Raw genomic sequence first — 23,828 nt, 5'->3', positions numbered from 1 at the left:
ATCCGCTCACGCGCGGTCAGCTTGCCCTTGGCATGCTGCGCCTCGGTGGCGCGGTCGCTCGGCCCGCGGCGGGCCACGTCACGCAGGGAGTGCAGCTCGGCCACGCGCCCGCGGGCGTCCGTCGGCTCGCTCGGGGTCTGGTCCACAACGGTCATGTACCGACCTTACGAAGTGACGGGGCCAAAACCCTCCGTTGGTTCCACACAGTCTCCGGAGTCATCCGCTGTGAGGCCCGGACAGAACCGCCGAACGATGCAAGGACCCCACCAGGCGGGGCGGCAAGCCTTTGTGGGTATTCCACAAAATCGGATGACACCCCTCCAAGAAGTTGAAAGTTGAACGGAATAGGCCTAACGTCAATCTCGTTGAACGTTAAACAACCAGGTGCGGCAGGTCCGCACCCCCACCAAGGAGGAAGTCATGGGTCTCTTCACCCGCCGCAGCCAGGACACCAACGCCGCGTCGTCGGTCGCCACCCTCCCGGTGGACCCGGCGCTCGCAGCCCTCACCGGTGACTACGTCATCGACCCCGCGCACACCAGCATCGGCTTCACCGTCCGGCACGCGATGGTCACCAACGTCCGCGGCTCCTTCGCCGACCACGAGGGCAGCCTGCACCTGGACGGCGCCGACCCCTCCCGCTCCACCGCCTCCATCGACGTGAAGATCACCTCCGTCGACACCGGCATCGCCGACCGCGACGGCCACCTGCGCAGCGGCGACTTCTTCGACGCCGAGGCCTTCCCGCTGATGACCTTCCGCTCCACCGGCGCGGCCCAGCTGGGCGGGGACGCGTACCGGATCACCGGCGACCTGACGATCAAGGACGTCACGCGTCCGCTCTCCATCGACCTGGAGTTCAACGGCTCCGCCACCGACGTCTACGGCAACGAGCGCGTCGGCTTCGAGGGCTCCGCCGAGATCCTGCGCTCCGACTGGGGCCTGACCTGGAACGCCGCCCTGGAGACCGGCGGCGTGATGGTCAGCGACAAGGTCAAGCTGACCTTCGACATCTCCGCCATCAAGCAGGCCTGACCCCGCCCCGCAAGGGGACGGGGCCGGGAAGAAGGGGACGGACGCGCGGGTCCGGGGGTGGCTAGAAGCCGCCCCCGCCGTCGAAACCGCCGCCCCCGTCGAAACCGCCACCGCCGCCGAAGTCCCCGCCGCCGAAGTCGGACGGGTTGAAGTCGGCGCCGGAGACGTCTCCCCCGTCGTAGCCGCCGCCCGCACCGCCGAAGTCGGCGGCGTAGGCAGGGGTCGACATCATCGAGCCGAGCATCGTGCCCATCAGCAGACCCGGCAGCATGCCGCCGCCGAAGTACCCGCCGGCCCAGGGACCGTATGCCGGGCCCGCGTCGTAGTAGGGGCGCGGCCCGCGCTCCGTGTCCACCGTGCGGACCGCCGGGTCCAGACCGTCGCGCAGCCGCACGGCGTCCGCCTCGCAGACCGGCACGGTACGGGCCGTCCCGCCCGCCGGGGCCCAGTCCGCGTCCTGCGTGCTCGGCCCGTGGCGCGGGTCGAAGAAACAGGGCGAGCGGCGCTCGGGTACCGGCCTGCCCTGCCGGCGCGCGTCCAGGCAGGCGAGCGCGTACCGCCCGTCCTCCAGCGCCTGGGTCACGCCCTGCACCTCGTCGGGGCGCTGGACCGAGGCCATGATCTGCTTGGCCTTCTCGTAGGAGTCCAGGCCCTGTTCGTAGTCCTTGCGCATCGCGTCGTCCGCACCGGGCTCGCCGGGGTGGAAGTCGAGCCGCTCCAGCTCCTCGCCGAAGGCCGTGATGTCCTCGTCGACGACCACGCCGAGGCGTGCGATGGCCTCGCGCCGCTCCTCTTCCTTCCGCTTCCGGTTGCGGCGGACCAGCGCGTAGGCGCCGCCACCGCCGACCACGGCCACCACACCGAGGGTGATCAGCCCGCCGACCGGGGCGCCGTCGTCGGCGGCCGCGCCGCCCCAGGAGGCGGGGGCGTTCCCCTTGACCTGGGTGAGGGCCTGGTCGACGAAGTCGTTCAGCTGGGTGTTCGCGTCCACCGGGCCGCCGACCTTCACGGACGAGGTGAGGTTCTGGACGGCGTTCCTCGGCATCGCCCTCGGGTCGGCGCCGGCGTCGAAGCCCTCGCCGAGCCGGACCGCGTAGAGCCCCGTGATCCCCGTCTGGGCACGGACGGCGGCGAGCAGCCCCCGCTCGGGGAACGTTTGGCCGGCGGGAAGGACGGCGACGAAGACCGGCTTGCCGGCGTCCTCGATCTTCTTCGTGAGGGCGTCCGCCTGCGCCGGCGAGAGCTGGGCCCGCGCGCCGGGATCGACGTAGACCGGGCCCTTCTTGAGGGCCTCCCCGACGGCACTGACCCCGGTGGCGGCCGACGCCTGCGGGGCGACCACGAGGGCCGTCGCGGACAGGGCCAGCAGCAGACCGGAAAACGCGGAAACGAGCCTGGTCCTCATGGTCACGACGCTACCCGAATCGCCCCTTTTACGTGTGAGGGGGGCATAAGGGCCCGCCCGCGCACGCCGTCGCCGTTCGGGTCCGGGCGGTCCGGACCCGAGGCGGTCGGGCGGGGCCGCTACTCGGCCGGTTCGATGCCCGCGCGCAGCAGGCCGTACGTGAAGGCGTCCTCCAGGGCCTGCCAGGACGCGGCGATGACGTTCGTGCCGACGCCGACCGTGGACCACTCGCCGGCGCCGTCCGTCGTGGCGATCAGCACGCGCGTGGTGGAGTCGGTGCCGTGCTTGCCCTCCAGGATGCGGACCTTGTAGTCGATCAGCTCGAACTTGGCGAGCTGCGGGTAGAACGGCTCCAGCGCCACCCGCAGGGCCCGGTCCAGCGCGTTGACGGGGCCGTTGCCCTCCGCCGTCGCGACGATCCGCTCGCCCTTGGCCCACAGCTTGACCGTGGCCTCGTTGGCGTGGGTGCCGTCCGGGCGGTCCTCGACGATCGCCCGCCAGGACTCGATCCGGAAGTACCTGCGCGCCCGGCCCTCGGCCTCGGCCCGCAGCAGCAGCTCGAAGGAGGCGTCGGCGGCCTCGTAGGTGTAGCCCTGGAGCTCCCGCTCCTTGACCCGCTCCACGACCCGGGAGATCAGCGCGCGGTCGCCGCCGAGGTCGACGCCGAGTTCCTTGCCCTTGAGCTCGATGGAGGCGCGCCCGGCCATGTCGGAGACCAGCATCCGCATGGTGTTGCCGACCCGCTCGGGGTCGATGTGCTGGTAGAGGTCGGGGTCGACCTTGATGGCCGAGGCGTGCAGGCCGGCCTTGTGCGCGAAGGCCGAGACGCCGACGTACGGCTGGTGCGTGGACGGGGTGAGGTTGACGACCTCGGCGATGGCGTGGGAGATCCGGGTCATCTCGGCGAGCGCGCCCGCGGGGAGCACCGTGCGCCCGTACTTGATCTCCAGGGCGCCGACGACGGGGAAGAGGTTGGCGTTGCCGACGCGCTCGCCGTAGCCGTTGGCGGTGCACTGGACGTGGGTGGCGCCGGCGTCGACGGCGGCCAGGGTGTTGGCGACGGCGCAGCCGGTGTCGTCCTGGGCGTGGATGCCCAGGCGGGCCCCGGTGTCGGCGAGGACCGTCGCGACGGTGGCGGACACCTGCGCGGGCAGCATGCCGCCATTGGTGTCGCAGAGGATGACGACGTCGGCGCCGGCCTCGTGTGCGGTGCGGACGACGGCCTTGGCGTACTCGGGGTTGGCGCGGTAGCCGTCGAAGAAGTGCTCGCAGTCGACGAAGACCCGGCGCCCCTGCTCGACGAGGTGGGAGACGGTGTCCCGGACCATCTCCAGGTTCTCGTCGAGGGTGGTGCGCAGCGCGAGCTCGACGTGCCGGTCGTGGGATTTGGCGACCAGGGTGATCACCGGGGCGCCGGACTCCAGCAGGGCCCGCACCTGGGGGTCCGCGGCGGCGGAGCCGCCGGCCCGGCGGGTGGCGCCGAAGGCCACGAGGCGGGCGTGCTTGAAGTCGATCTCGGCACGGGCGCGGGCGAAGAACTCGGTGTCGCGGGGGTTGGCGCCGGGCCAGCCGCCCTCGATGAAGCCCACTCCGAAGTCGTCCAGGTGCCGCGCGATGGTCAGCTTGTCCGCGACCGTGAGGTTGATGCCCTCACGCTGGGCGCCGTCGCGCAGGGTCGTGTCGAAGACGTGGAAGCTGTCGTCGGGGCCCGCCGGCGCAGTCGGCTCGGTCGCCTCTGTCGTCGTCATGCTGGTCTGACTCCTGTCGGATGAGTGGTTCCGGAGACCGGGGATCCACTGCCCCCATCATCGCGCGCCGCCCGCTCCCGGCAGGAATGGAGCCGGGAAACGAAAAGACCCCTCGCGGGTGCGAGAGGTCTGCGCGCGGGTCTGAGGCACTGTGGCCGCTGTCCCGTAGGTTCTCCACGGCTCAACGGTCACTGCGGACCGGCGCGCTGCTGTCCATAATCATGAGCTGAGCAGGCACGTCCGCAGTGTGTCACAAGGGGCTCCGCCCGCGGACCGACGTCTCACGATACGAGCGCCTCGTCCAGGAACTCGGTGACGTGTTCGAGGATGTCGCCGCGCCCTATCCCGGGCAGGCCGACGGCGACCTGGATGCTGAACCCGTCGAGCAGGGCCCTGACGCGGGCGGCGAACCGGTCGGCGTCCACCGCGCGGAACTCGCCGCGCGAGATGCCCTCGGCGAGCAGCGCGACCAGGTCCCGGTGCCAGGCTCCCTCGATGGCGGCCTGGCGCTCGCGTTCCAGGGGGCCGGCGTTCTGCGAGCGGTTCCAGACCTCCAGCCACAGCGTCCAGTGCGGGTCGCGTGCGGCCTCGGGCACGTACAGGTCGACGTACGCCTGCACCCGCTCGCGCACCGGGCCGCGGCGGGACAGCAGGGCCCGGCGTTCGGCGCCGAGGGAGGCCTCGCTCCACTCCAGGGTCTGCAGCAGGAGTTCGTCCTTGCTGCCGAAGTAGTAGAGGAGGTGGCCGCTGCTCATGCCCACCTGGCGGCCGAGGCCGGCCATGGTGAGGCCTTCGAGGCCGCGCTCGGCGATCGTGGCCATGGCGGCGACGAGTACGTCCTCGCGCGGCGGCGCGTTCTTCCGCGCCGCCCGTACTCCACCCGCCACCATGGACCACTCCTCGAAACCGTTCGCCGCGGGTCAGACCTTCGGCTGTTGCTGGGTGATGCAGTGGATACCGCCACCCCCGGCGAAAATCGTACGTGCGTCAACCAGTGTCACGGTCCGCTCGGGGAACAGACCCCGGAAGATCTCCGCGGCTTCCTCGTCGCGCGGGTCGTCGAAGGCGCAGAGCACCACGCCGTCGTTGCAGAGGTAGTGGTTGATGTACGAGTAGTCGACCCACTCGCCGTCCTCCTCCAGCACGGTCGGCGCCGGGATCTCCACGACCTCCAGCAGCCGGCCCCGCGCGTCGGTGGACGCGCGCAGGAGGGCGGCGATGGTCTTGCAGCGCTCGTGGTCCGGGTGGGCCGGGTCGGGCTGGCTGTGGACCATGACGACACCGGGGCGGGCGAAGGCGGCGACGATGTCCACGTGGCCCTGGGTGCCGTAGGTGCCGTAGTCGCCGGCCAGGCCGTAGGGCAGCCAGATCGCCTTGGTCGTGCCGAGGTGGGCGTGGATCTCCTCCTCCACCTGCCGGCGGTTCCAGTCGGGGTTGCGTCCGGCGCCGAGCTGCACGGTGTCGGTGAGCAGCACGGTGCCCTCGCCGTCCACGTGGATGGCGCCGCCCTCGTTGACCAGCGGGGTGCTGTAGGTGCGGGTGCCGGCCAGGTCGGAGACGTGGCGGGCGATCTTCTCGTCGTGGCCCCAGCGGGCCCACTCCTGGGCGCCCCAGCCGTTGAAGGTCCAGTCGACGGCGGCGAGGCCGCCGGCGCCGTCGGTGACGAAGGTCGGGCCGATGTCCCGCATCCAGGCGTCGTCCAGCTCTCGCTCGACCAGCTCGACGTCGTCGCCGACGATCGCGCGGGCGCCCTGCGCGTCGCCCGGGGAGACGACGAGGGTCACCGGCTCGTACGCGCGCACGGCTCGGGCGACGGCTCCCCAGGCTTCGCGCGCCTCGGCGAGTTCCCTCTCGTCGGTGAAGGTCGGGTTGGGGCTCGGCCAGGCCATCCAGGTGCGCTCGTGGGAGGTCCACTCCGCGGGCATCCGGTATCCGTGGGCGGCGGGCTTGTCGGCAGCGTCGGTCATGGCGGGGATCCTTACTGGCTTACAGGAAGTACAGGCGGTTGAGGGAGACCGAATCGGCCGCTTCGGAGCGCAGGGGTTCTCCGTCGAGGGAGACGAGGCCGCTGCGCGCGTCCACATCGACCGCGCCCACCCGGGAGTTGAGCAGGAGGTCCCGGGGGCCGATGCCGCGGGTTCCGCGAACGGCCACCCGGCGGCGCCGGGTCGGCATCTCGTCGGAGCCGAGCGCGGCGGCCGCCGCCGACACGAAGGCGACGGAGATGTCGGCCGCGGTGGCTCCGTACGAACCGAACTGCGGGCCGAGGACGAGCGGTTCGCAGGTGTCGGTGGCGGCGTTGGGGTCGCCGGTGACGCCGTACGCGGGGAAGCCGGACTTGAGGACGAGTTGCGGCTTGGCGCCGAAGAACTGGGGGCGCCACAGGACGATGTCGGCGAGTTTGCCGACCTCGATGGAGCCGATCTCGTGGGCCAGGCCGTGGGCGATGGCCGGGTTGATGGTCAGCTTGGCCATGTAGCGCAGGACGCGGGCGTTGTCGTCGCCCTCGCCGTCGCCGTCGAGCGGGCCCAGTTCGCCCTTCATCTTCGCGGCCATGGCGAAGGTGCGCCGGATGGTCTCGCCCGCGCGGCCCATGCCCTGCGCGTCGGAGGAGGTGATGCCGATCGCGCCCAGGTCGTGCAGCACGTCCTCGGCGCCCATGGTGCCCGCGCGGATCCGGTCGCGGGCCATGGCCGCGTCGCCGGGGAGGTCGGGCTTGAGGTCGTGGACGGAGACGATCATGCCGTAGTGCTCGGCGACGGCGTCCCGACCGAAGGGCAGCGTCGGGTTGGTGGAGGAGCCGATGACGTTCGGCACGCCGGCCATCTTGAGCACGTTGGGCACGTGTCCGCCGCCGCAGCCCTCGATGTGGAAGGCGTGGATGGTGCGACCGTCCAGGACGCGCAGGGTGTCCTCGACGGAGAGGCACTCGTTGAGGCCGTCGCTGTGCAGGGCGACCTGGACGTCGTACTCCTCGGCGACCCGCAGGGCGGTGTCCAGGGCGCGGGTGTGGGCGCCCATGTCCTCGTGGACCTTGAAGCCACTGGCGCCGCCCTCGGCGAGGGCCTCGACCAGCGGGGCGGCGTCCGAGGAGGAGCCGCGGGCGAGGAAGCCGATGTTGACGGGCCAGGCGTCGAAGGCGTTGAAGGCGTGCTTGAGCGCCCAGGGGGAGTTGACGCCCACGCCCCAGACCGGCCCGAACTCCTGGCCGATGATCGTGGTGACGCCCGCGGCGAGCGAGGCCTCCATGATGCGCGGGGAGAGCAGGTGGACGTGGGTGTCCACGGCTCCGGCGGTGGCGATCATGCCCTCGCCGGACACGATCGAGGTGCCGGTGCCGACGACCACGTCGACCCCGTCGAGGGTGTCGGGATTGCCGGCGCGGCCGATCGCGTGGATGCGGCCCTCGCGGATGCCGATGGAGACCTTGCGGATGCCGAGGACGGCGTCGATGACCAGCACGTTGCTGATCACGACGTCGCAGGTATCGCGGACGGCGGCGGCCTTGAGGTGCAGGCCGTCGCGGGCGGTCTTGCCGAAGCCGGCCAGGAACTCGTCGCCGGGCTTCTGGGCGTCGTGCTCGACGCGGACGGTCAGCCCGGAGTCGCCGAGGCGTACCCGGTCGCCGGCGCGGGGGCCGAAGACGGAGGCGTACTCGTGCGGGTCGATGTGACGGCTGCCCGGCGCGCAGTGGTCGCTGTGCGGGGTCTGGCGGCTCATGCGGGGTCACCTTCCGGATGGTCGTCGCCGGTCTCGGGGGCGTCGGGCCCGGATGCGGCGGCCGGGGACGCCGGGGCGTCGGTCTCGCCGCCGGCGCCGAGGTAGCCGCAGGCGACGGCGCGGCGCAGGGCCTCGTCCTTGGCTCCGGGGGCGTCGAGGGGGCCGTCGACCAGCCCGGCGAAACCGACGGCGACGCGGGCGCCGCCGATGGGGACCAGCCCGACCTCGGCCTCGCCGTGCGGGTCGAACCGCACGGAGGAGCCCGCCGGCACGCACAGCCGCATGCCGTAGGCCTCGGCGCGGTCGAAGTCGAGGCGCGGGTTGGCCTCGAAGAAGTGGAAGTGGGAGGTCACGCTGATCGGCACGGCGGCGGTGTTGCGCACGTGGAGGTGGACCGTGGGCTCCGACTGGGGGGCGCCGGGGCCGGGCACGACCGCGCCGGGGGCGTCGTCGCCGAGCGGGACGGCGCCGCGGATGGGGGCCGAGACCACCGCGAGGCGGGAGCCGTCGTCGAAGACGGCCTCCACGTGCACCTCGGTGACCACGTCGGCGACGCCGGGCAGCACGTCGTCGGGGCCCAGCACGCCGCGGGCCTCCTCGATGGCCTCCGCCAGCCGCCTGCCGTCGCGGGCGGCCTCGCAGACCGTGTCCGCGATCAGCGCCGTGGCCTCGGGGACGTTGAGGCGCAGGCCCCGGGCCCGTCGGGCCCTGGCCAGTTCCGCGGCACTGCGGAGCAGCAGCCGGTCGCGCTCGGTTGGGGTCAGCCGCACGCCGATCCACCACCTTCGGAGTCGATGGGTTAGAGCATCACTCTAACTCTTCATTTCCCGGCAGTGAAGCATTGACCGGAGAGCAGGGGCTGCGCCACATTGAATGTCGCTCAAACCTTTGCGAACCACCCCCCGCCCTGCCAAGGGAGTTCCCCCATGCCCATCGAACAGCGCGGAGTCGACACCATCCCGGAGGAGGAGCGGACGAGCGGCCCCCGCGACCTGATCTCGATCCTCCTCGGCTCCAACCTCTGCCTCGGCGTGATCGTCTTCGGCTGGCTGCCCCCGTCCTTCGGACTGGGGCTGTGGCCCTCGGTGACCGCGATCGTGACCGGCACCGTCGTCGGGATCGCCTTCACCGCCCCGCTGGCGCTGGTCTCCCTGCGCACCGGAACCAACCTGTCCACCTCCAGCGGGGCCCAGTTCGGCGTGCGCGGTCGGCTGGTCGGGTCCGTGGTGGGCCTGCTGCTCTCCCTCGGCTACACGGCGCTGACCCTGTGGATCGGCGGCGACGTGATGGTCGGCGCCCTGTCCCGGCTCACCGGGCTGCCGGACACCGGGGTCTCGCGCGCCGTGATGTACGGCGTGCTGGCCGCCTGCACCGTCGTCGCGGCGGTGTTCGGCTACCGGCTCCTGCTGCGGATGAGCAAGATCCTGTCCGTCGCCATGGTGGTCCTGCTCGCCGTCGGCGTCTTCGCGTACGCCCCCGATTTCACCGCCGCCGCGCCGCCGGAGACCGCCTACCTCCTCGGCTCCTTCTGGCCGACCTGGCTGCTCGCCGCCGTCGCCGCCGGTCTCAGCGGTCCCGTCGCCTTCATCACCCTGCTCGGCGACTACACCCGCTACATCTCCCCCGCCCGACACGACTCCCGCAAGGTGCTCCGGTCCACCGCGCTCGGTCTCCTGGTCGGCCTGCTGGTCCCGCAGCTCTTCGGCACGTACACCGCCCTCGCCGCGCGGGCCGGCGCCGAGTACGCCGGGCCGCTGGTCGACGCCTCGCCGTTCTGGTACCTGGTCCCGCTGCTGGTGGCCGCCGCCGCGGGTTCCGTGGGCAACGCCGGGCTGATGCTCTACTCCATGGGCCTCGACCTGGACGCGATCGTGCCCCGGGCCAGCCGCACGACCGCCACCCTGGTCGCGGCCGGTGTGGCCACCGCCTTCGTGTTCGTCGGCTCCTTCGAGTGGGACGTCCAGTCCGCGATGACCTCGTTCGTGCTGCTGCTCACCGCGCTCGGCACCCCGTGGGCGGTAATCACCCTGATCGGCCACGTGCGCTGTCGCGGCACGTACGACGCCGACGCCCTCCAGGTGTTCAACCGCCGCTCGGTGGGCGGGATCTACTGGTACCGGGGCGGTTGGAATCCGGCCGCCACCGCCTCGTGGGCGATCGGCGCGGGCGTCGGCCTGCTCTCCGTCACCACCCCCTTCTACGAGGGACCGCTGTTGACCCTGACGGGCGGCGTGGACTGTTCCTTCGTCCTGTCCGGCCTGGTCGGCGGCCTCGCCTACACGGCCCTCACCCGGCGGAAGGCGGCCGTCGCCGCACCGGCCGCCCCCGAAGCCGCCGACGAGCCGGTCGCCGCTTAGCCCTCGCTTGGCCCGTCTCCACGGCGAGAGGCCCGCACCCCGGATCGGGTGCGGGCCTCTCGCCGTACTTCGTCGAGCGCGCGGTACTAACCGAGCGGGTGCATCCAGCCGTGGCGGTCGGCGGAGTGGCCGGTCTGGAGGTCGAGGAGCGCCTTGCGGAGCTTCATGGTGACCTCGCCGGGCTCGCCGGTGCCCTGCGTCCAGTTCGCGCGGCCGGACTTGACCGAGCCGACGGGGGTGATGACGGCCGCGGTGCCGCAGGCGAACACCTCGGTCAGGGTGCCGTTCTCGTTGTCGCGCTTCCAGTCCTCGGTGGTGATGCGGCCCTCCTCGGCGGTGTAGCCGAGGTCGCGGGCGATGGTGAGGAGGGAGTCGCGGGTGATGCCGGGGAGGAGCGATCCGGTGAGCTCGGGGGTGACGATGCGGTCGCCGTACACGAAGTACAGGTTCATCCCGCCCATCTCCTCGATCCAGCGGTGCTCGACGGCGTCCAGCCAGACGACCTGGTCGCAGCCGTGCGAGGCGGCCTCGGCCTGGGCGACGAGGGAGGCCGCGTAGTTGCCGCCGGTCTTCGCCGCGCCGGTGCCGCCCTTGACCGCGCGGACGTAGTCCTCGGAGAGCCAGACGGAGACGGGCTTGACGCCACCGGGGAAGTAGGCGCCGGCGGGCGAGGCGATGACCATGAAGAGGAACTCGTTGGCCGGGCGGACGCCCAGACCGACCTCGGACGCGAACATGAACGGGCGCAGGTACAGCGAGGCCTCGCCGGAGTCCGGAACCCAGGCACGGTCCTGCTTGATGAGCGCGTCGCAGGCGGCGATGAACAGCTCCGAGGGCAGCTCGGGCATGGCCATGCGGCGGGCCGAGGCCTGGAAGCGGTCCGCGTTGGCCTCGGGGCGGAAGGTGGCGACGGTGCCGTCGGGCTGCTTGTAGGCCTTGAGTCCCTCGAAGATGGTCTGCGCGTAGTGCAGGGTCATGTTCGCCGGGTCCATCGACAGGGGCGCGTACGGGACCAGCTCGGCGTCGTGCCAGCCGCGACCCTCGGTCCACTTGATCGTCACCATGTGGTCGGTGAAGTGGCGGCCGAAGCCGGGGCTGGCCAGGATCGCCTCGCGCTCCGCGTCGGACAGCGGGTTCGAGGAGGGCTTGAGCTCGATCGTGGGCGTCGTCATGAGTGCTTGTCCTTCACCGGTTTTGTAGGGCGGACCGCGCTCACGGCGTACTAGGACGTCCGAGCATCCCCGCATTCCGCGGCCTCGCGTTCGATTATCGCGCGCAGGGAGGCTTCGGTGAAACAGGGAGTTTGCGGCCCAGGGGAGATGGTGGCACCCGGGGCCGCACAGGAAAAGCCGCCGGGTGCGGTGGTCGCGACCCGGCGGCTTCCTGAGACGGGGTTGCCGGGTCAGCCGGCTACTCGCGCGGCGAGGGCGTCGCCGATCGCCTCGGTGGAGCGGAAGGTGCCGTCGCGCTCGGCCAGGTCGGCGGAGACGGCGTCCTCGATACGGGCGGCCTCGGTCTCGTGGCCGAGGTGGCGCAGCAGGAGGGCGACCGAGAGGATCGTCGCGGTCGGGTCCGCCTTGCCGGTGCCTGCGATGTCCGGGGCGGAGCCGTGGACGGGCTCGAACATGGACGGGAAGGCGCCGGTCGGGTTGATGTTCCCGGAGGCGGCCAGGCCGATTCCGCCGGTGACGGCGGCGGCCAGGTCGGTGAGGATGTCACCGAAGAGGTTGTCCGTGACGATGACGTCGAACCGCTCGGGCTGCGTGACGAAGAAGATCGTCGCGGCGTCGACGTGCAGGTAGTCGGTGGTGACCTCGGGGTACTCCTGGCCGACCTTGTCGAAGATGTTCTTCCACAGGTGACCCGCGTACACGAGGACGTTGTTCTTGTGGACCAGCGTCAGCTTCTTGCGGGGGCGGGCGTCGGCCCGCGCGTAGGCGTCCCGGACCACGCGCTCCACGCCGTACGCGGTGTTGAGGCTGACCTCGGTCGCCACCTCGGCGGGGGTGCCGGTGCGCAGCGAGCCGCCGTTGCCGGTGTACGGGCCCTCGGTGCCCTCGCGGACCACGACGAAGTCGATCTCCGGGCGGCCGGCGAGCGGGGTGGCCGTGTTGGGGAACAGCTTCGACGGGCGCAGGTTGACGAAGTGGTCGAAGGCGAAGCGGAGCTTCAGCAGCAGACCGCGTTCCAGGACGCCGGACGGGACCGAGGGATCGCCGATGGCGCCCAGCAGGATCGCGTCGTGGTGCTTGAGCGCTTCGAGTTCCGCGTCCGGGAGGGTCTCACCGGTGCGGTGCCAGCGCCGGGCGCCGAGGTCGTACTCCTTGGTCTCCAGCTTCACATCCTGAGGCAGGACCGCGGTAAGGACCTTGAGGCCCTGAGCCACGACTTCCTGGCCGATGCCATCACCGGGGATCACTGCGAGATTGATGCTGGTCGACATGGGAAAACCGTACTCCCTGTCCCAGCCCTCAGACATATTGCGTCCACCATGTGGACGTCGGTGGACGCGACATGTCCGGGCCCGGGTGTGTTCGCAAGGCCGCCCGCGCGGGACGGCCGATGTGCTCAGTGGCCGGTCGAGCCGCCGTTGTCGCGGCGGTCCAGGGCGCGCTGGAGGGCGGCCGCGGCGTTCTTGCGGTCGGCCTCGGCCTGGGAGGAGTGGCGGACGCGGCGGACTGCGGGGGTGTGACGGGTCATGGTGATCGACTCCTTGAGATCACGGCGTGGCGGGGCCACGGATGAGGGGTTCCTTCAAGGCGCCGGAAGAGGCGGGGAGCGGTGCGCCGCAGGGGTTGCCTGCCAGGGGCGCGCGCTCTCGACCGCCATTCGCCGGATCGGCGAGACGTTCGGCTCTTACAAAGCTAGGCCAGGTCCCGCTGTATGTCTCCGCAATTACTCGGACTTCCTACTATCTGAGACGGGAATCCCCCGGGAAGGCCTCTCGGACGGCCGCCCCGAGGGTCCGTTTCAGCCCTTGTTCGCGCGGAGTTCCCTGATCAGGGCTCTGACGGCGAGGGTCGAGGCGGATTCCGCCGTCGTGACGTATCCCACGCGCCTCATGGGCCGTTCGGGGCCCAGGTCGGTGATCTCGACGGCTTCCGTGGCCTCGCTCAGCGACAGTTCGGGCAGGATCGCCATTCCCAGTCCCCTGCCGACCATCGTCAGCACCATCGCGTCGTCCTCGGCCTTGACGGTGGCCCGCGGGATCCAGTCCTGGGCCCGCCACCACGCGCGGGTGTACGAGCCGCAGTTCTCGTCCCAGTCCAGCAGCGGAAGCGACCGCGGGTCGGGGTGTCCGACGGGGTGGACCAGGGCGTACGCCTCCCGCACCAGCTCGCCGGTCAGCAGCTCGGGCCGGGCGTCGGCCCCCGCGTCCAGGGTGGCGATGCCGAGGTCGGCGCGCCCGGCCAGCACCTCCCCCGCCGCGCCCGCGCCGATCTCGCGCACCACCCGCACCTCGGGCCGGATGCCGGGGTGCAGGGCCGCCAGTCGCTCCAGCGCGGGCGGCAGCAGGTGCAGGGCGGCGCTGCGGAAGGCGGCGATGCGCAGCGTCCCCTCCACCGCGCCACGGCCGGCGCCGCGGGCCTCCGCGCCCAGCACCTCGTACAGCCGCAGGATGCGGCGGGCGAGGGTGACGGCCCGCTCCCCCGCCGGGGTCGGCGTGGCTCCCGCGCGGCCTCGCTCGAACAGCACCGCGCCGACCTTGGTCTCGCTGCCGCGCACCGAGTGCGAGACGGCGGACTGGCCGATCCCGAGGGCGGTGGCCGCGGCGGAGAAGCCGCCGGTGTCGGCGACGGCGACCAGGACCCGCAGTTCCTGGGGGGCGAGTTCGGTCGAGCCGGCGGCCATGGGTGCTCCCACCTCGTCGTATGAGCGCCATTCATGGATGTGCGCCTTCCATGAGCGCAACCCCCTGCCCGGGCCCGGGATTCCTTCCTAGCGTGATCGTCATGACCACCGACACGGCCGTCGCCGTCCATCAGATCGCCCGCCCCACCGGCTTCCCCACGGCCGCCGCGTTCACCCTCGCGCGGGGTCCCGTCCCTTCCCCCTCCCCCGGCACCGCCCTGGTGGAGAACCTGCTGCTCTCGGTGGACCCGTACCACCGGGGCCTGATGGACGGCGGGGAGGGCGGCTTCGAGTTGAACGCCCCGCTGGAGGGCCGTGCGGTGGGTCGGGTGATCGCCTCGCGGGATCCCGGGCTGGCCGAGGGCGACCTGGTCTTCCACCGGGCGGGCTGGCGCACGCACGCCCTCGTCACCCTCGGTGTGGACGGCACCCGTACGCTGCGCGGCCACGAGGGCGTCCCGCTGGAGGCGTACCTGAGCATCCTCGGCGGCACCGGACTGACCGCGTACGCGGCGCTGACCCGCACCGCCGCCCTGCGCGAGGGGGAGGACCTGTTCGTGTCCGCGGCGGCGGGCGGGGTCGGCACCGCGACCGGGCACATCGCCCGACTGCTCGGCGCCCGCCGGATCGTGGGCAGCGCGGGTTCGCCCGCCAAGGTGCGCCGGCTCACCGAGGTGCTGGGTTTCGACGCGGCCTTCGACCACCACGACGGCCCGATCGGCGAGCAGTTGGCGAAGGCGGCCCCGGACGGGATCGACGTGTACGTGGACAACGTGGGCGGCGACCACCTGGAGGGTGCGATCGGCGCGCTGCGCGAGTACGGGCGGATCGCGTGGGTCGGGGCGATCTCGATGTACAACGGCGACCGGTCGCCCGCCGCTCCCCGCAATCTCTTCGAGGTCGTACACAAGTCGCTGCGCCTGGAAGGGGTATTGGTTCGCAATCACACCAATCTTCAGGAGGAGTTGGAGGACTTCCTGGTCCCGCATCTGCGCAGCGGCCGGGTGAGCACCGACACCACCGTTGTGCAGGGCATCGACCGGATGGTGGACGCTTTCCTGGGGATGCTGCGCGGGGACAATCTGGGCAAGATGCTGGTCCGGTCGGGTGACTGATTCCAGCCACCCGGAAGTTCACCGAACTCTTACCGCACGGATGTAGACCTTTGACGCGGGTCCGGCCACCCTTGCGCTCAATGTGCCGACGGGGCACGTGAGTTGGAGGCGAGCAGTCAGTGACACCGATCAGCCGCAGGGGTTTCGTGGGAATCGGCGCCGGACTGGTGGCGGGCGCCGGCCTGCCCGCGGTCACCCCGACCTCGGCGGCCGCGGCCGCCGCGACCGGCACGATCACCGACGTCAAGCACGTGGTGATCCTCATGCAGGAGAACCGCAGCTTCGACCACTACTTCGGCAGGCTGAAGGGCGTCCGCGGCTTCGGCGACCGCGCCGCCGGCAACCTCCCGGGCGGCTGGGGCATGTTCAACCAGCCGAACTGGGGCGGTCGCCAGTACCCGTGGAAACTCAGCGCCACCCCGCCGGCGGGCGGGGTGGACGGCGCGACCCTCGCGCAGTGCACCGGCGACCTCCCGCACAGTTGGACCTCGCAGCACGCGGCCTGGAACAAGGGCCGGATGGACAACTTCGTCATCGGTGTCGGCAACACCCGCACCCTCGGCCACCTCGACCGGGGCGACATCCCCTTCCACTACGGGCTCGCCGACCACTACACGATCTGCGACGCGTACTTCTGCTCGGCCCTCAGCGCCACCGGCCCCAACCGCACCTTCCTGTGGAGCGGCAAGGTCGACGCGAGCAGCAAGGACGGCGGCGACGAGTCCGGGCTGACCTGGGAGACGTACGCGGAGGCGCTCCAGCGGGCCGGGATGAGCTGGAAGGTCTACCAGAACGCCCAGGACAACTACGGGGACAACGGCCTGGCCTACTTCGGGAAGTTCACCGGCGCGGCCCCCGGCGACCCGCTGTGGGACCGCGGCATGGGCTCCGTCCCCAGGGTCACCGGCTCCACCCCGGACGACATCGCGGCCGCGATCCGCGCCGACGTCGTCGCCGGGACCCTCCCGCAGGTGTCCTGGGTCGTGGCGAGCGAGGCCTTCTCCGAGCACCCGTACGCGCCGCCCGGGGACGGAGCGCACTTCGTGGACCTGGTCTACCGGGCGCTGGCCGCGAACCCGGAGGTCTTCGACTCCACCGTCCTCTTCCTCAACTACGACGAGAACGACGGGTTCTTCGACCACGTGCCGCCGCCCGTCGCTCCGCCCGGCACACCCGACGAGTACCTCGACGGCCTCCCGATCGGGCTCGGCTTCCGCGTCCCGATGCTCGTGATGTCCCCGTGGACCCGCGGCGGCTGGGTCAGCTCCGAGGTCTTCGACCACACCTCCGTCCTGCGGTTCATGGAGACCTGGACGACGGCCCTCGGCACGCCCGCCACCTGTCCGAACATCAGCGCCTGGCGCCGCAGGGTGGTGGGTGACCTGACCGGCGTCTTCGACTTCGCGCGCCCCGTCCACGGCGTTCCCGCCGGCCTGCCCTCGACCGCGAAGGTCATCGGCCAGGCCACCTGCGCCCCGCTGCCCAACCCCGCCCCGCAGAACAACGCGCTCCCGACGCAGGAGCCCGGCACCCGCCCGGCGCGCGCCCTGCCGTACCAGGTGAACGGCAACCTGGACCGCTTCGAGTTCGGGGCCGCCGGGAAGATCCTGGCCTGGTTCTCGATGTCCAACCAGGGCGCGCACGCGAAGCGGCCCGCGCACTTCTCGATCCACCCGCACCAGCACCGGGACACGACGCCCTGGCAGTACACGGTGGACCCGGGCACCACCTCGACGGACTACTTCAGCGTCGGCCTCGGCAGCGGCTCCGGCAAGTACGACATCTCGATGCACGGGCCGAACCGTTTCCTGCGCCGTTTCATCGGCGACGCCTCCAAGGCGGGCGGGGCGATCGAGGTCGCGGCGCGCTTCGCGGTGGAGCCGGGCACGGGCAAGACCGCCGTGTACTTCAAGATGACCAACACCTCCGCGGCGGCGGTCACCTTCACGATCCGTTCCGACGCGTACCGCACGGACGGCCCGTGGACGTACAAGGTCCCCGCGAACTCCTCCCGCGAGGACTTCTTCAACGCCGTCGCCTACAACGGCGGTTGGTACGACTTCACGATCCTGGCCGACTCCGACGGCACCTGGTCGCGCCGCTACACGGGCCACGTCGAGTACGGGGCGCCGAGCGTCTCGGGCTGAGCGGCACGCGCCCGCACCGACACCCCCTAGAGCACGTCCCCGTCGCGCCAGTCGAAGTCGAGCCGCCCGGTGGGGTCCAACAGGGCCCCGCCGGGCGGTGCCCAGAGGTAGGTGGAACCCTCCTCCTCCGCGAGTCGCTCCGGCCCGGCCGGGCCCAGCACCCCGATCCGTCCGCCCCACACCCGCCAGCCGCGCCCCGCGTACAGGGCGGCGCCGTCCTCTGAGGCGGACAGCGCGCCCAGCTCGTAGGCCCGCCCGATCACACCCTCCAGTTCGGCCATGACCCGCCCGGCGAGACCGCGCCGGCGCCGGTCGGAGCGGACGGCCACCGCCTCGACGTACCCGGTCCGCAGGGCCCGACCGGCGTGCACGACCCGGCGTTGCACCACGCTGCCGTGCGCGATCGGCACGCCGTCCTCCCGCACCAGGGCGTGCATCCCGCCGAGCGCGTGCTCGAAGTCCTCGTCGGCGAAGTCCCCGTCGAACGCGTCGTCCAGCAGGGCGCGGATCTCGCCGAACTCCGCCGTGCCCAGCTCGCAGGTGTGCCGCAGCAGGATGTCACCGCTCGTGTTCGCCGTCATCCGGCGACGGTACCAACGCCCCGGAGCCGGCCGGCGAGCCTTTCCAGCGTGCCCGTGTCGAGGCCGGCGTCGAGCAGGTAGGCCCGTGCGTCCAACCGTTCGGCGGCCTGCCGGGCCAGTGCGTGGACGGTCGTGCCGAGCCCGGCGACGTACGTCTCGATCTCCGCGCCGTCGTACGGTCGGCCCTGCGCGGCGTACCCGGCCTTCACCCGGGACTCGCTCAGCCCGTGGTCGGTGGCGATCTCCCGCGGGCTCGCCCCGGCGAGCCGGAGCAGGACGAGGGCGATGATCCCGGTGCGGTCCCGGCCCAGACCGCAGTGGAAGGCGACCCCGCCGGGCGGGGCGTCGGCGATCGTCCGGGCCACGGCGGCGACGCGGTCGGGGAAACGCTCCAGGAAAGGCTGGAAATACGCGGGGGTGCCGAATCCCGGGGTCCCCCACCAGACGTCCCAGAAGTCCCGGTGCTCCAGCCCGTCCAGGGGTATCCGCACCGTGGTCAGGAGGTCCGGGCGGGGCGCGCGGTCCACCTCCACCTCGTCGTCGTTGCGCAGGTCGACGACGGTCCGCACGCCATGGGCGACCAGGGTGGTCCAGCCCCGTTCGGTGAGCCGGTCGAGGCGGTCCGCGCGCACGGCCGCCCCCGGCGCGACCTGCCCCACGCCCCCCAGGTCACGCGCGTTGAAACACCCGTCCCACTCGAGAAATCGTCCGGCCCCTGCCATGTTCATAGCCCCCCTGTCAGTACACATCGGACAGATGCTCATGACGCGGATCTGGCGGGGATCGGTTCCGCGCGTGAAGATCTGCCCATGTCGCCTGAGACTCAGCAGTGGACCCCCACCCATGGCCGTCCCCATCGGCCCGTCCCGTACCGGCCCGCGCGCATGCCGGGCCCGGAATCCCTCGCGCGCGCGGCCGAGTTGCGGGCGCGGATGGACGAGCGGCGCACCGTCCGCCACTTCTCCCCCGACCCGGTGCCCGAGCAGGTCGTGCGGGACGCCGTCGCCTGCGCCGCGACGGCCCCGTCCGGGGCACACCAGCAGCCCTGGACGTTCGTCCTGGTCAAGGATCCCGAGATCCGTCAGCAGATCCGCGCCGCGGCCGAGCAGGAGGAGCAGATCTCCTACGACGGCCGGCTCGGCGACGAATGGCTCGCCGCGCTGCGTCCCCTCGGCACCGACGCGGTCAAGACCCACCTGACCGACGCTCCGGCCCTGATCGTGGTCTTCCAGCAGCGGTACTGGCTGGGGCCCGACGGCACGAAGCGCAAGCACTACTACGTGGACGAGTCGGTCGGCATCGCCGTCGGCATGCTCCTGTCCGCCCTCCACCTGAGCGGGCTCGCCGCGTTGATCCACACACCGAGCCCGATGCGGTTCCTGAGCCACGTCCTGAACCGTCCGGAGAACGAGAAGGCCTTCGCGGTCATCCCCGTCGGCTACCCGGCCGACGACTGCGAGGTTCCCGACCTGCTGCGCAAGTCCCTGGACCAGGTCATCGTCGAGGTCTGAGACCGTCCCGGAACCTGGACCGCCCCCGCTCCGGACTTGGGGGTACCGGAGCGGGGGCGGGGTTCGGCAGGGCAGGGAGGTCAGCCCATGTGCGGGTACGGGTAGTCGGTCGGCGGGACCAGGGTCTCCTTGATGGAGCGGGTCGAGGTCCAGCGCAGCAGGTTGGAGGCCGCGCCCGCCTTGTCGTTCGTACCGGACGCGCGGCCGCCTCCGAAGGGCTGCTGGCCGACGACGGCGCCGGTGGACTTGTCGTTGATGTAGAAGTTGCCCGCGGCGAAGCGGAGCTTCTCCATCGCGTCGGCCGCCGCGTAGCGGTCCTGGGCGATGACGGCGCCGGTCAGCGCGTACGCGGACACCGACTCCATCTGCTCCAGCATGGCGTCGAAGTCCGCGTCCTCGTAGACGTGCACGGCGAGGATCGGGCCGAAGTACTCGGTCGTGAAGACCTCGTTCTCCGGGTCGGTGCAGGCGATGACGGTCGGGCGGACGAAGTAGCCCTCCGAGTCGTCGTAGCTGCCGCCGGCGACGATCGTGCAGGTCGGGTCGGCCTTGGCGCGGTCGATCGCGGCCTTGTTCTTCGCGAACGAACGCTCGTCGATGACGGCGCCGATGAAGTTCGTCAGGTCGCGGACGTCACCCATGGTGATGCCGTCGACCTCGGCCGCGAAGGCCTCCTTGAAGCCGTCGTTCCAGATCGACGCCGGGACGTAGGCGCGCGAGGAGGCCGAGCACTTCTGGCCCTGGTACTCGAAGGAGCCGCGGGTCAGGGCGGTCTTCAGGATGTCGCGGTCCGCGGACGGGTGGGCGACGACGAAGTCCTTGCCGCCGGTCTCGCCGACCAGGCGCGGGTAGGACTTGTACTTCTCGATGTTGTTGCCGACGGTCTTCCACAGGTGCTGGAAGGTCTTGGTCGAGCCGGTGAAGTGGATGCCGGCCAGCTCGGGGTGGTTCAGGGCCACCTCGGAGACGGCGATGCCGTCGCCGGTCACCAGGTTGATGACGCCCTTGGGCAGGCCGGCCGCCTCCAGGACCTCCATCAGCAGGACCGCGGAGTGGGTCTGCGTCGGGGACGGCTTCCACACGACCACGTTGCCCATCAGGGCCGGGGCGGTCGGCAGGTTGCCGGCGATGGCCGTGAAGTTGAACGGCGTGATCGCGTAGACGAAGCCCTCCAGCGGGCGGTGGTCGCTGCGGTTCCACACGCCGGCGCTGTTCGCGGCGGGCTGCTCGGCCAGGATCTGGCGGGCGAAGTGGACGTTGAAGCGCCAGAAGTCGACGAGCTCGCAGGGGGTGTCGATCTCCGCCTGCTGGGCGGTCTTCGACTGGCCCAGCATGGTCGAGGCGGCCAGCTTCTCGCGCCACGGGCCGGCGAGCAGCTCGGCGGCGCGCAGGATGATCGCGGCGCGGTCGTCGAAGTCCATCGCGCGCCAGGCCGGGGCGGCGGCCAGGGCGGCGTCGACGGCGGCCTGGGCGTCGGCCTCGGTGGCGTTCGCGTAGGTGCCGATGACCGACTTGTGGTCGTGCGGCTGGACGACGTCGAAGCGCTCGCCGCCACCCATCCGCTTGACGCCGTCGATCGTCATGGGGAGGTCGATCGGGTTCTCGGACAGCTGCTTGAGCTGGATTTCGAGACGTGCGCGCTCCGGGCTGCCGGGGGCGTACGAGTGGACCGGCTCGTTGACCGGCGCGGGGACCTGGGTCACAGCATCCATGGGTCTGGCAACTCCTTGAGCTAGTTCTGAACCTGGTTCTGGACCTAGTTCTTGGTGATCATCGAGCGGAGGAAGAAGAGGAGGTTGGCCGGCTTCTCCGCGAGGCGGCGCATGAAGTAGCCGTACCAGTCGGTCCCGTACGCGGTGTAGACGCGCATCCGGTGTCCCTCGGCGGCCAGCCGCAGGTGCTCGTCGCTGCGGATCCCGTACAGCATCTGGAACTCGTACTCGTCGGGCTTGCGGCCGGCCTTGCGGGCCAGTTCCTGGGCGATGGCGATCAGGCGCGGGTCGTGGGACCCGATCATCGGGTACCCCTCGCCCTCCATCAGGATGCGCATGATGCGGACGTACGCCTTGTCGATCTCGGCCTTGTCCTGGTAGGCGACCTCGGCGGGCTCCTTGTAGGCGCCCTTCACGATCCGGACGCGGCTGCCGGCCTCGGCGAGCCTGTGGGCGTCGGCCTCGGTGCGGAAGAGGTAGGCCTGGATCACGCAGCCGGTCTGCGGGAAGTCCCGGCGCAGTTCCTCGTGGATCGCGAACATCGAGTCGAGGGTGGTGTGGTCCTCGGCGTCCAGGGTGACGGTGGTGCCGATGGCCGCTGCGGCCTCGACGACCGGGCGCACGTTGGCGAGGGCCAGCTCGTGGCCGCCTTCGAGGGCCTGGCCGAACATCGAGAGCTTCACCGACATCTCGACCGTCTCGCCCAGACCCAGCTCGGCCAGCCGCTCGATCAGTTCGAGGTAGGCGTCGCGCGCGGCGTGGGACTGCTCCACGGCGGTGATGTCCTCGCCGACCACGTCGAGGGTGACTTCGAGACCCTTGCGCGTGAGGTCCTCGACGATCGGGATGACCTGGCCGACCGTCTCACCGGGGATGAACCGGTTCACCACGGGCTTGGTCACCGGGGCGGCGGAGACGATTCGGCGCAGTTTGTCGCTGCGGGAAGCGGCGAGGATCGCGGGACCCAGCACGGGGCACCTCCAACGGGTGGCAGAAGCAGATTCACGATCTCGCGCCGGCATGGCGTGGACGTAAGAGAAACGCATGTAAAACCACCGTGAAACCTAAGGATCTCCACGATCCTCTGCCATCGACAGCTGTCACGCATCCGTTGTCGACATCTCATACATCTGTCTGAAGAACCGTTCCGCGGGTGGGAGAATGGCCGGGTGAAGGGCGATTACCAGGACCTGGTGGACGAGATCTCGGCGCTGCTCGGCGCCCCGGCGACCCTGGAGAACCGGGACTTCCGCCTCATCGCCTTCGGCGCGCACGACGGCGACGACGACACGGCCATGGACCCCGTCCGCACCCGCTCGATCCTGACCAGGCAGTCCACGGCCGCCGTCCGGTCCTGGTTCGAGGGCTTCGGCATCGCCCGCGCCACCGGTCCGGTACGCATCCCGGCCGCCCCTGAGGCCGGGGTCGTCCGGGGTCGGCTCTGCCTGCCGGTGCGCTACCGGGGGATCGTTCAGGGTTACGTGTGGCTCCTCGACCCGGAGTCCGGACCCGACGCGGGGCCCGGTCCGGCGGCGCTCACCGCCGCCATGGAGGTCGCCGAGCGCATGGGAGTGCTGCTCGCCGAGGAGGCCAAGGCCGGGGCGGACCTGTCGCGGGAGTTCCGCGCGGCGCTCACGGCCGATCGCGGCTGGCAGCGGGACATGGCGCTGACCGCGCTGCGTACGGCTCTGGGACCGGACGGCGACGGGCTCCACGCGGTGGTGTGCGTGGCCCCGTGGGCCGGGGAGGTCCCGGGTTCGATGCCGGGTGCGGCGGCGGTGTGCGAGGTGCCGTGGCCCCGACCGGGCCGCGCGAGCGGAACGGACCCGGGCGGGTCGGACCGCGGTGGGGCGGACCGGACCGCGTCGGACCGGACCACATCAGGCCGGACCACGTCGGGGCGCGCCACATCGGGCCGGACCGCATCCGGGCGGGCCGCTTCGGGCCGGGGCGCCGCAGGGCAGCCTGCTTCGGGCCGGGGCGTTTCGGGCCGGGTCGCCGATCTCCCGGGTGGCCGCGCCGACGCCCGACCGGGTGACCGTTCCGCCACCGGGGCCGGCGCCGCCGGGTCGGACGGGATCGACGGGGACCCGGGTCCCGGTCGGACGGCTCTGGCGGTGCTGGTCAGGCTCCGCTCGGCGGACTCCGTCGCGCCGGTGGAGGCGCTGACCTCCCGACTGCTCCCCCGCCCCGCGACGCCGGCGGGACCCGCCGCCGCGACCGCCGGCATCGCCGAGCCCCGGCGCGGGCTGACCACGCTCGCCGACGCGTGGGCCGAGGCCGTGGCGGCGGCCAGGGCGGCGGCGGCGCAGCCCCGGCTCGGGCAGGTGGCACGGTGGTCGGCCATCGGACCGTACCGACTGTTGGCCTCGTTGGCCGCGGGGCGGGCGGAAGACCCCTCCACCCGGGTCCTGTTGGAGGCGGCGCACCGGGAACTGGCCCGTACCGCCGAGGTGTTCCTGGACTGCGCCGGACAGGCGGGCCGGGCGGCGGCGGCCCTGGGGATCCACCGCCAGACGCTGTACTACCGGTTGGGCCGGGTGGAGCAACTGACGGGCCTCGATCTGGACGAGGGCGAGGACCGGCTGTTGCTGCACATGTCCCTCAAGGCCGCCCGCCTCGACTGACCCGCGCCCCCTCGCCGG

The 23,828-nt window shown here is 71.7% G+C and carries 20 protein-coding genes; 6 read left to right on the top strand and 14 right to left on the bottom strand.

Annotated features, from left to right (window positions below):
* Positions 1–420: 420 nt before the first annotated feature.
* Entirely contained in the window at positions 421–1,035 is a 615-nt protein-coding gene (locus ADK55_RS11640; RefSeq protein ID WP_053677757.1) for a YceI family protein, read from the top strand.
* A gap of 61 nt (positions 1,036–1,096) precedes the next feature.
* On the opposite strand, the gene ADK55_RS11635 is transcribed toward ADK55_RS11640, so the two are convergent.
* From ADK55_RS11635 to ureA, 6 genes are all read right to left on the bottom strand, one after another.
* A complete protein-coding gene (locus ADK55_RS11635) occupies positions 1,097–2,440 on the bottom strand; it encodes a hypothetical protein (protein WP_053677753.1) in 1,344 nt (447 codons plus the stop codon).
* A 119-nt stretch (positions 2,441–2,559) separates the two neighbouring features.
* Entirely contained in the window at positions 2,560–4,188 is a 1,629-nt protein-coding gene (gene cimA, locus ADK55_RS11630) for a citramalate synthase (protein WP_053677708.1), read from the bottom strand.
* A gap of 281 nt (positions 4,189–4,469) precedes the next feature.
* On the bottom strand, positions 4,470–5,078 hold the full coding sequence (locus ADK55_RS11625) for a TetR/AcrR family transcriptional regulator (RefSeq protein ID WP_053677707.1): 609 nt from the start codon (positions 5,076–5,078) through the stop codon (positions 4,470–4,472).
* 30 nt (positions 5,079–5,108) lie between these two features.
* Positions 5,109–6,155, bottom strand: a complete 1,047-nt coding sequence (locus tag ADK55_RS11620; protein ID WP_053677705.1) for an agmatine deiminase family protein — start codon at positions 6,153–6,155, stop codon at positions 5,109–5,111.
* 19 nt (positions 6,156–6,174) lie between these two features.
* Positions 6,175–7,908, bottom strand: a complete 1,734-nt coding sequence (locus ADK55_RS11615; RefSeq protein ID WP_053677703.1) for an urease subunit alpha — start codon at positions 7,906–7,908, stop codon at positions 6,175–6,177.
* Positions 7,905–8,678, bottom strand: coding sequence for an urease subunit gamma (gene ureA, locus ADK55_RS11610; RefSeq protein ID WP_053677701.1), 774 nt, complete (start codon positions 8,676–8,678; stop codon positions 7,905–7,907). The genes ADK55_RS11615 and ureA overlap by 4 nt, the downstream gene beginning before the upstream one ends.
* Before the next feature lie 156 nt (positions 8,679–8,834).
* Here ureA and ADK55_RS11605 point away from each other — a divergent pair, with 156 nt between their 5' ends.
* Complete coding sequence (locus ADK55_RS11605) at positions 8,835–10,265, top strand: cytosine permease (protein ID WP_053677699.1); 1,431 nt, start codon at positions 8,835–8,837, stop codon at positions 10,263–10,265.
* An 86-nt stretch (positions 10,266–10,351) separates the two neighbouring features.
* On the opposite strand, the gene ADK55_RS11600 is transcribed toward ADK55_RS11605, so the two are convergent.
* From ADK55_RS11600 to ADK55_RS11590, 4 genes are all read right to left on the bottom strand, one after another.
* Entirely contained in the window at positions 10,352–11,437 is a 1,086-nt protein-coding gene (locus tag ADK55_RS11600; protein ID WP_053677697.1) for a branched-chain amino acid aminotransferase, read from the bottom strand.
* A gap of 230 nt (positions 11,438–11,667) precedes the next feature.
* Positions 11,668–12,708: a 3-isopropylmalate dehydrogenase gene (locus tag ADK55_RS11595; RefSeq protein WP_053677695.1), complete on the bottom strand. Its 1,041-nt coding sequence runs from the start codon at positions 12,706–12,708 to the stop codon at positions 11,668–11,670.
* 125 nt (positions 12,709–12,833) lie between these two features.
* Positions 12,834–12,965, bottom strand: coding sequence for a hypothetical protein (locus tag ADK55_RS40430; RefSeq protein ID WP_266950054.1), 132 nt, complete (start codon positions 12,963–12,965; stop codon positions 12,834–12,836).
* 270 nt (positions 12,966–13,235) lie between these two features.
* Positions 13,236–14,117 carry a LysR family transcriptional regulator gene (locus ADK55_RS11590; protein ID WP_053677693.1) on the bottom strand — a complete coding sequence of 294 codons (882 nt, stop codon included), beginning with the start codon at positions 14,115–14,117 and terminating at the stop codon, positions 13,236–13,238.
* Positions 14,118–14,218: 101 nt separating this feature from the next.
* Here ADK55_RS11590 and ADK55_RS11585 point away from each other — a divergent pair, with 101 nt between their 5' ends.
* Both ADK55_RS11585 and ADK55_RS11580 read left to right on the top strand, forming a co-directional pair.
* Positions 14,219–15,232: an NADP-dependent oxidoreductase gene (locus ADK55_RS11585; protein ID WP_053677752.1), complete on the top strand. Its 1,014-nt coding sequence runs from the start codon at positions 14,219–14,221 to the stop codon at positions 15,230–15,232.
* 119 nt (positions 15,233–15,351) lie between these two features.
* Positions 15,352–17,379, top strand: coding sequence for a phosphocholine-specific phospholipase C (locus tag ADK55_RS11580; RefSeq protein WP_053677691.1), 2,028 nt, complete (start codon positions 15,352–15,354; stop codon positions 17,377–17,379).
* A gap of 26 nt (positions 17,380–17,405) precedes the next feature.
* Here ADK55_RS11580 and ADK55_RS11575 read toward each other — a convergent pair whose 3' ends face one another.
* Positions 17,406–17,960, bottom strand: coding sequence for a GNAT family N-acetyltransferase (locus ADK55_RS11575; protein WP_053677688.1), 555 nt, complete (start codon positions 17,958–17,960; stop codon positions 17,406–17,408).
* A complete protein-coding gene (locus ADK55_RS11570; protein ID WP_266950050.1) occupies positions 17,957–18,682 on the bottom strand; it encodes a tyrosine-protein phosphatase in 726 nt (241 codons plus the stop codon). Before ADK55_RS11570 ends, ADK55_RS11575 begins: the two co-directional genes overlap by 4 nt.
* An 87-nt stretch (positions 18,683–18,769) precedes the next feature.
* Between ADK55_RS11570 and ADK55_RS11565 the strand changes: the two genes are divergently transcribed.
* A complete protein-coding gene (locus ADK55_RS11565) occupies positions 18,770–19,471 on the top strand; it encodes a nitroreductase family protein (protein WP_053677685.1) in 702 nt (233 codons plus the stop codon).
* An 80-nt stretch (positions 19,472–19,551) separates the two neighbouring features.
* Here ADK55_RS11565 and pruA read toward each other — a convergent pair whose 3' ends face one another.
* Positions 19,552–21,183 (bottom strand): L-glutamate gamma-semialdehyde dehydrogenase, encoded by a 1,632-nt coding sequence (pruA, locus tag ADK55_RS11560; RefSeq protein ID WP_053677683.1) that lies wholly within the window; start codon positions 21,181–21,183, stop codon positions 19,552–19,554.
* Positions 21,184–21,227: 44 nt separating this feature from the next.
* Entirely contained in the window at positions 21,228–22,154 is a 927-nt protein-coding gene (locus tag ADK55_RS11555; RefSeq protein WP_053677681.1) for a proline dehydrogenase family protein, read from the bottom strand.
* Between the two features lie 198 nt (positions 22,155–22,352).
* On the opposite strand from ADK55_RS11555, the gene ADK55_RS11550 reads away from it, so the two are divergent.
* Complete coding sequence (locus tag ADK55_RS11550) at positions 22,353–23,810, top strand: helix-turn-helix domain-containing protein (protein ID WP_053677678.1); 1,458 nt, start codon at positions 22,353–22,355, stop codon at positions 23,808–23,810.
* Positions 23,811–23,828: the final 18 nt, after the last annotated feature.

The sequence above is a fragment of the Streptomyces sp. WM4235 genome (assembly GCF_001279725.1).
Lineage (GTDB): Bacteria > Actinomycetota > Actinomycetes > Streptomycetales > Streptomycetaceae > Streptomyces.
This window is presented reverse-complemented; position numbering and strand designations above follow the sequence as displayed.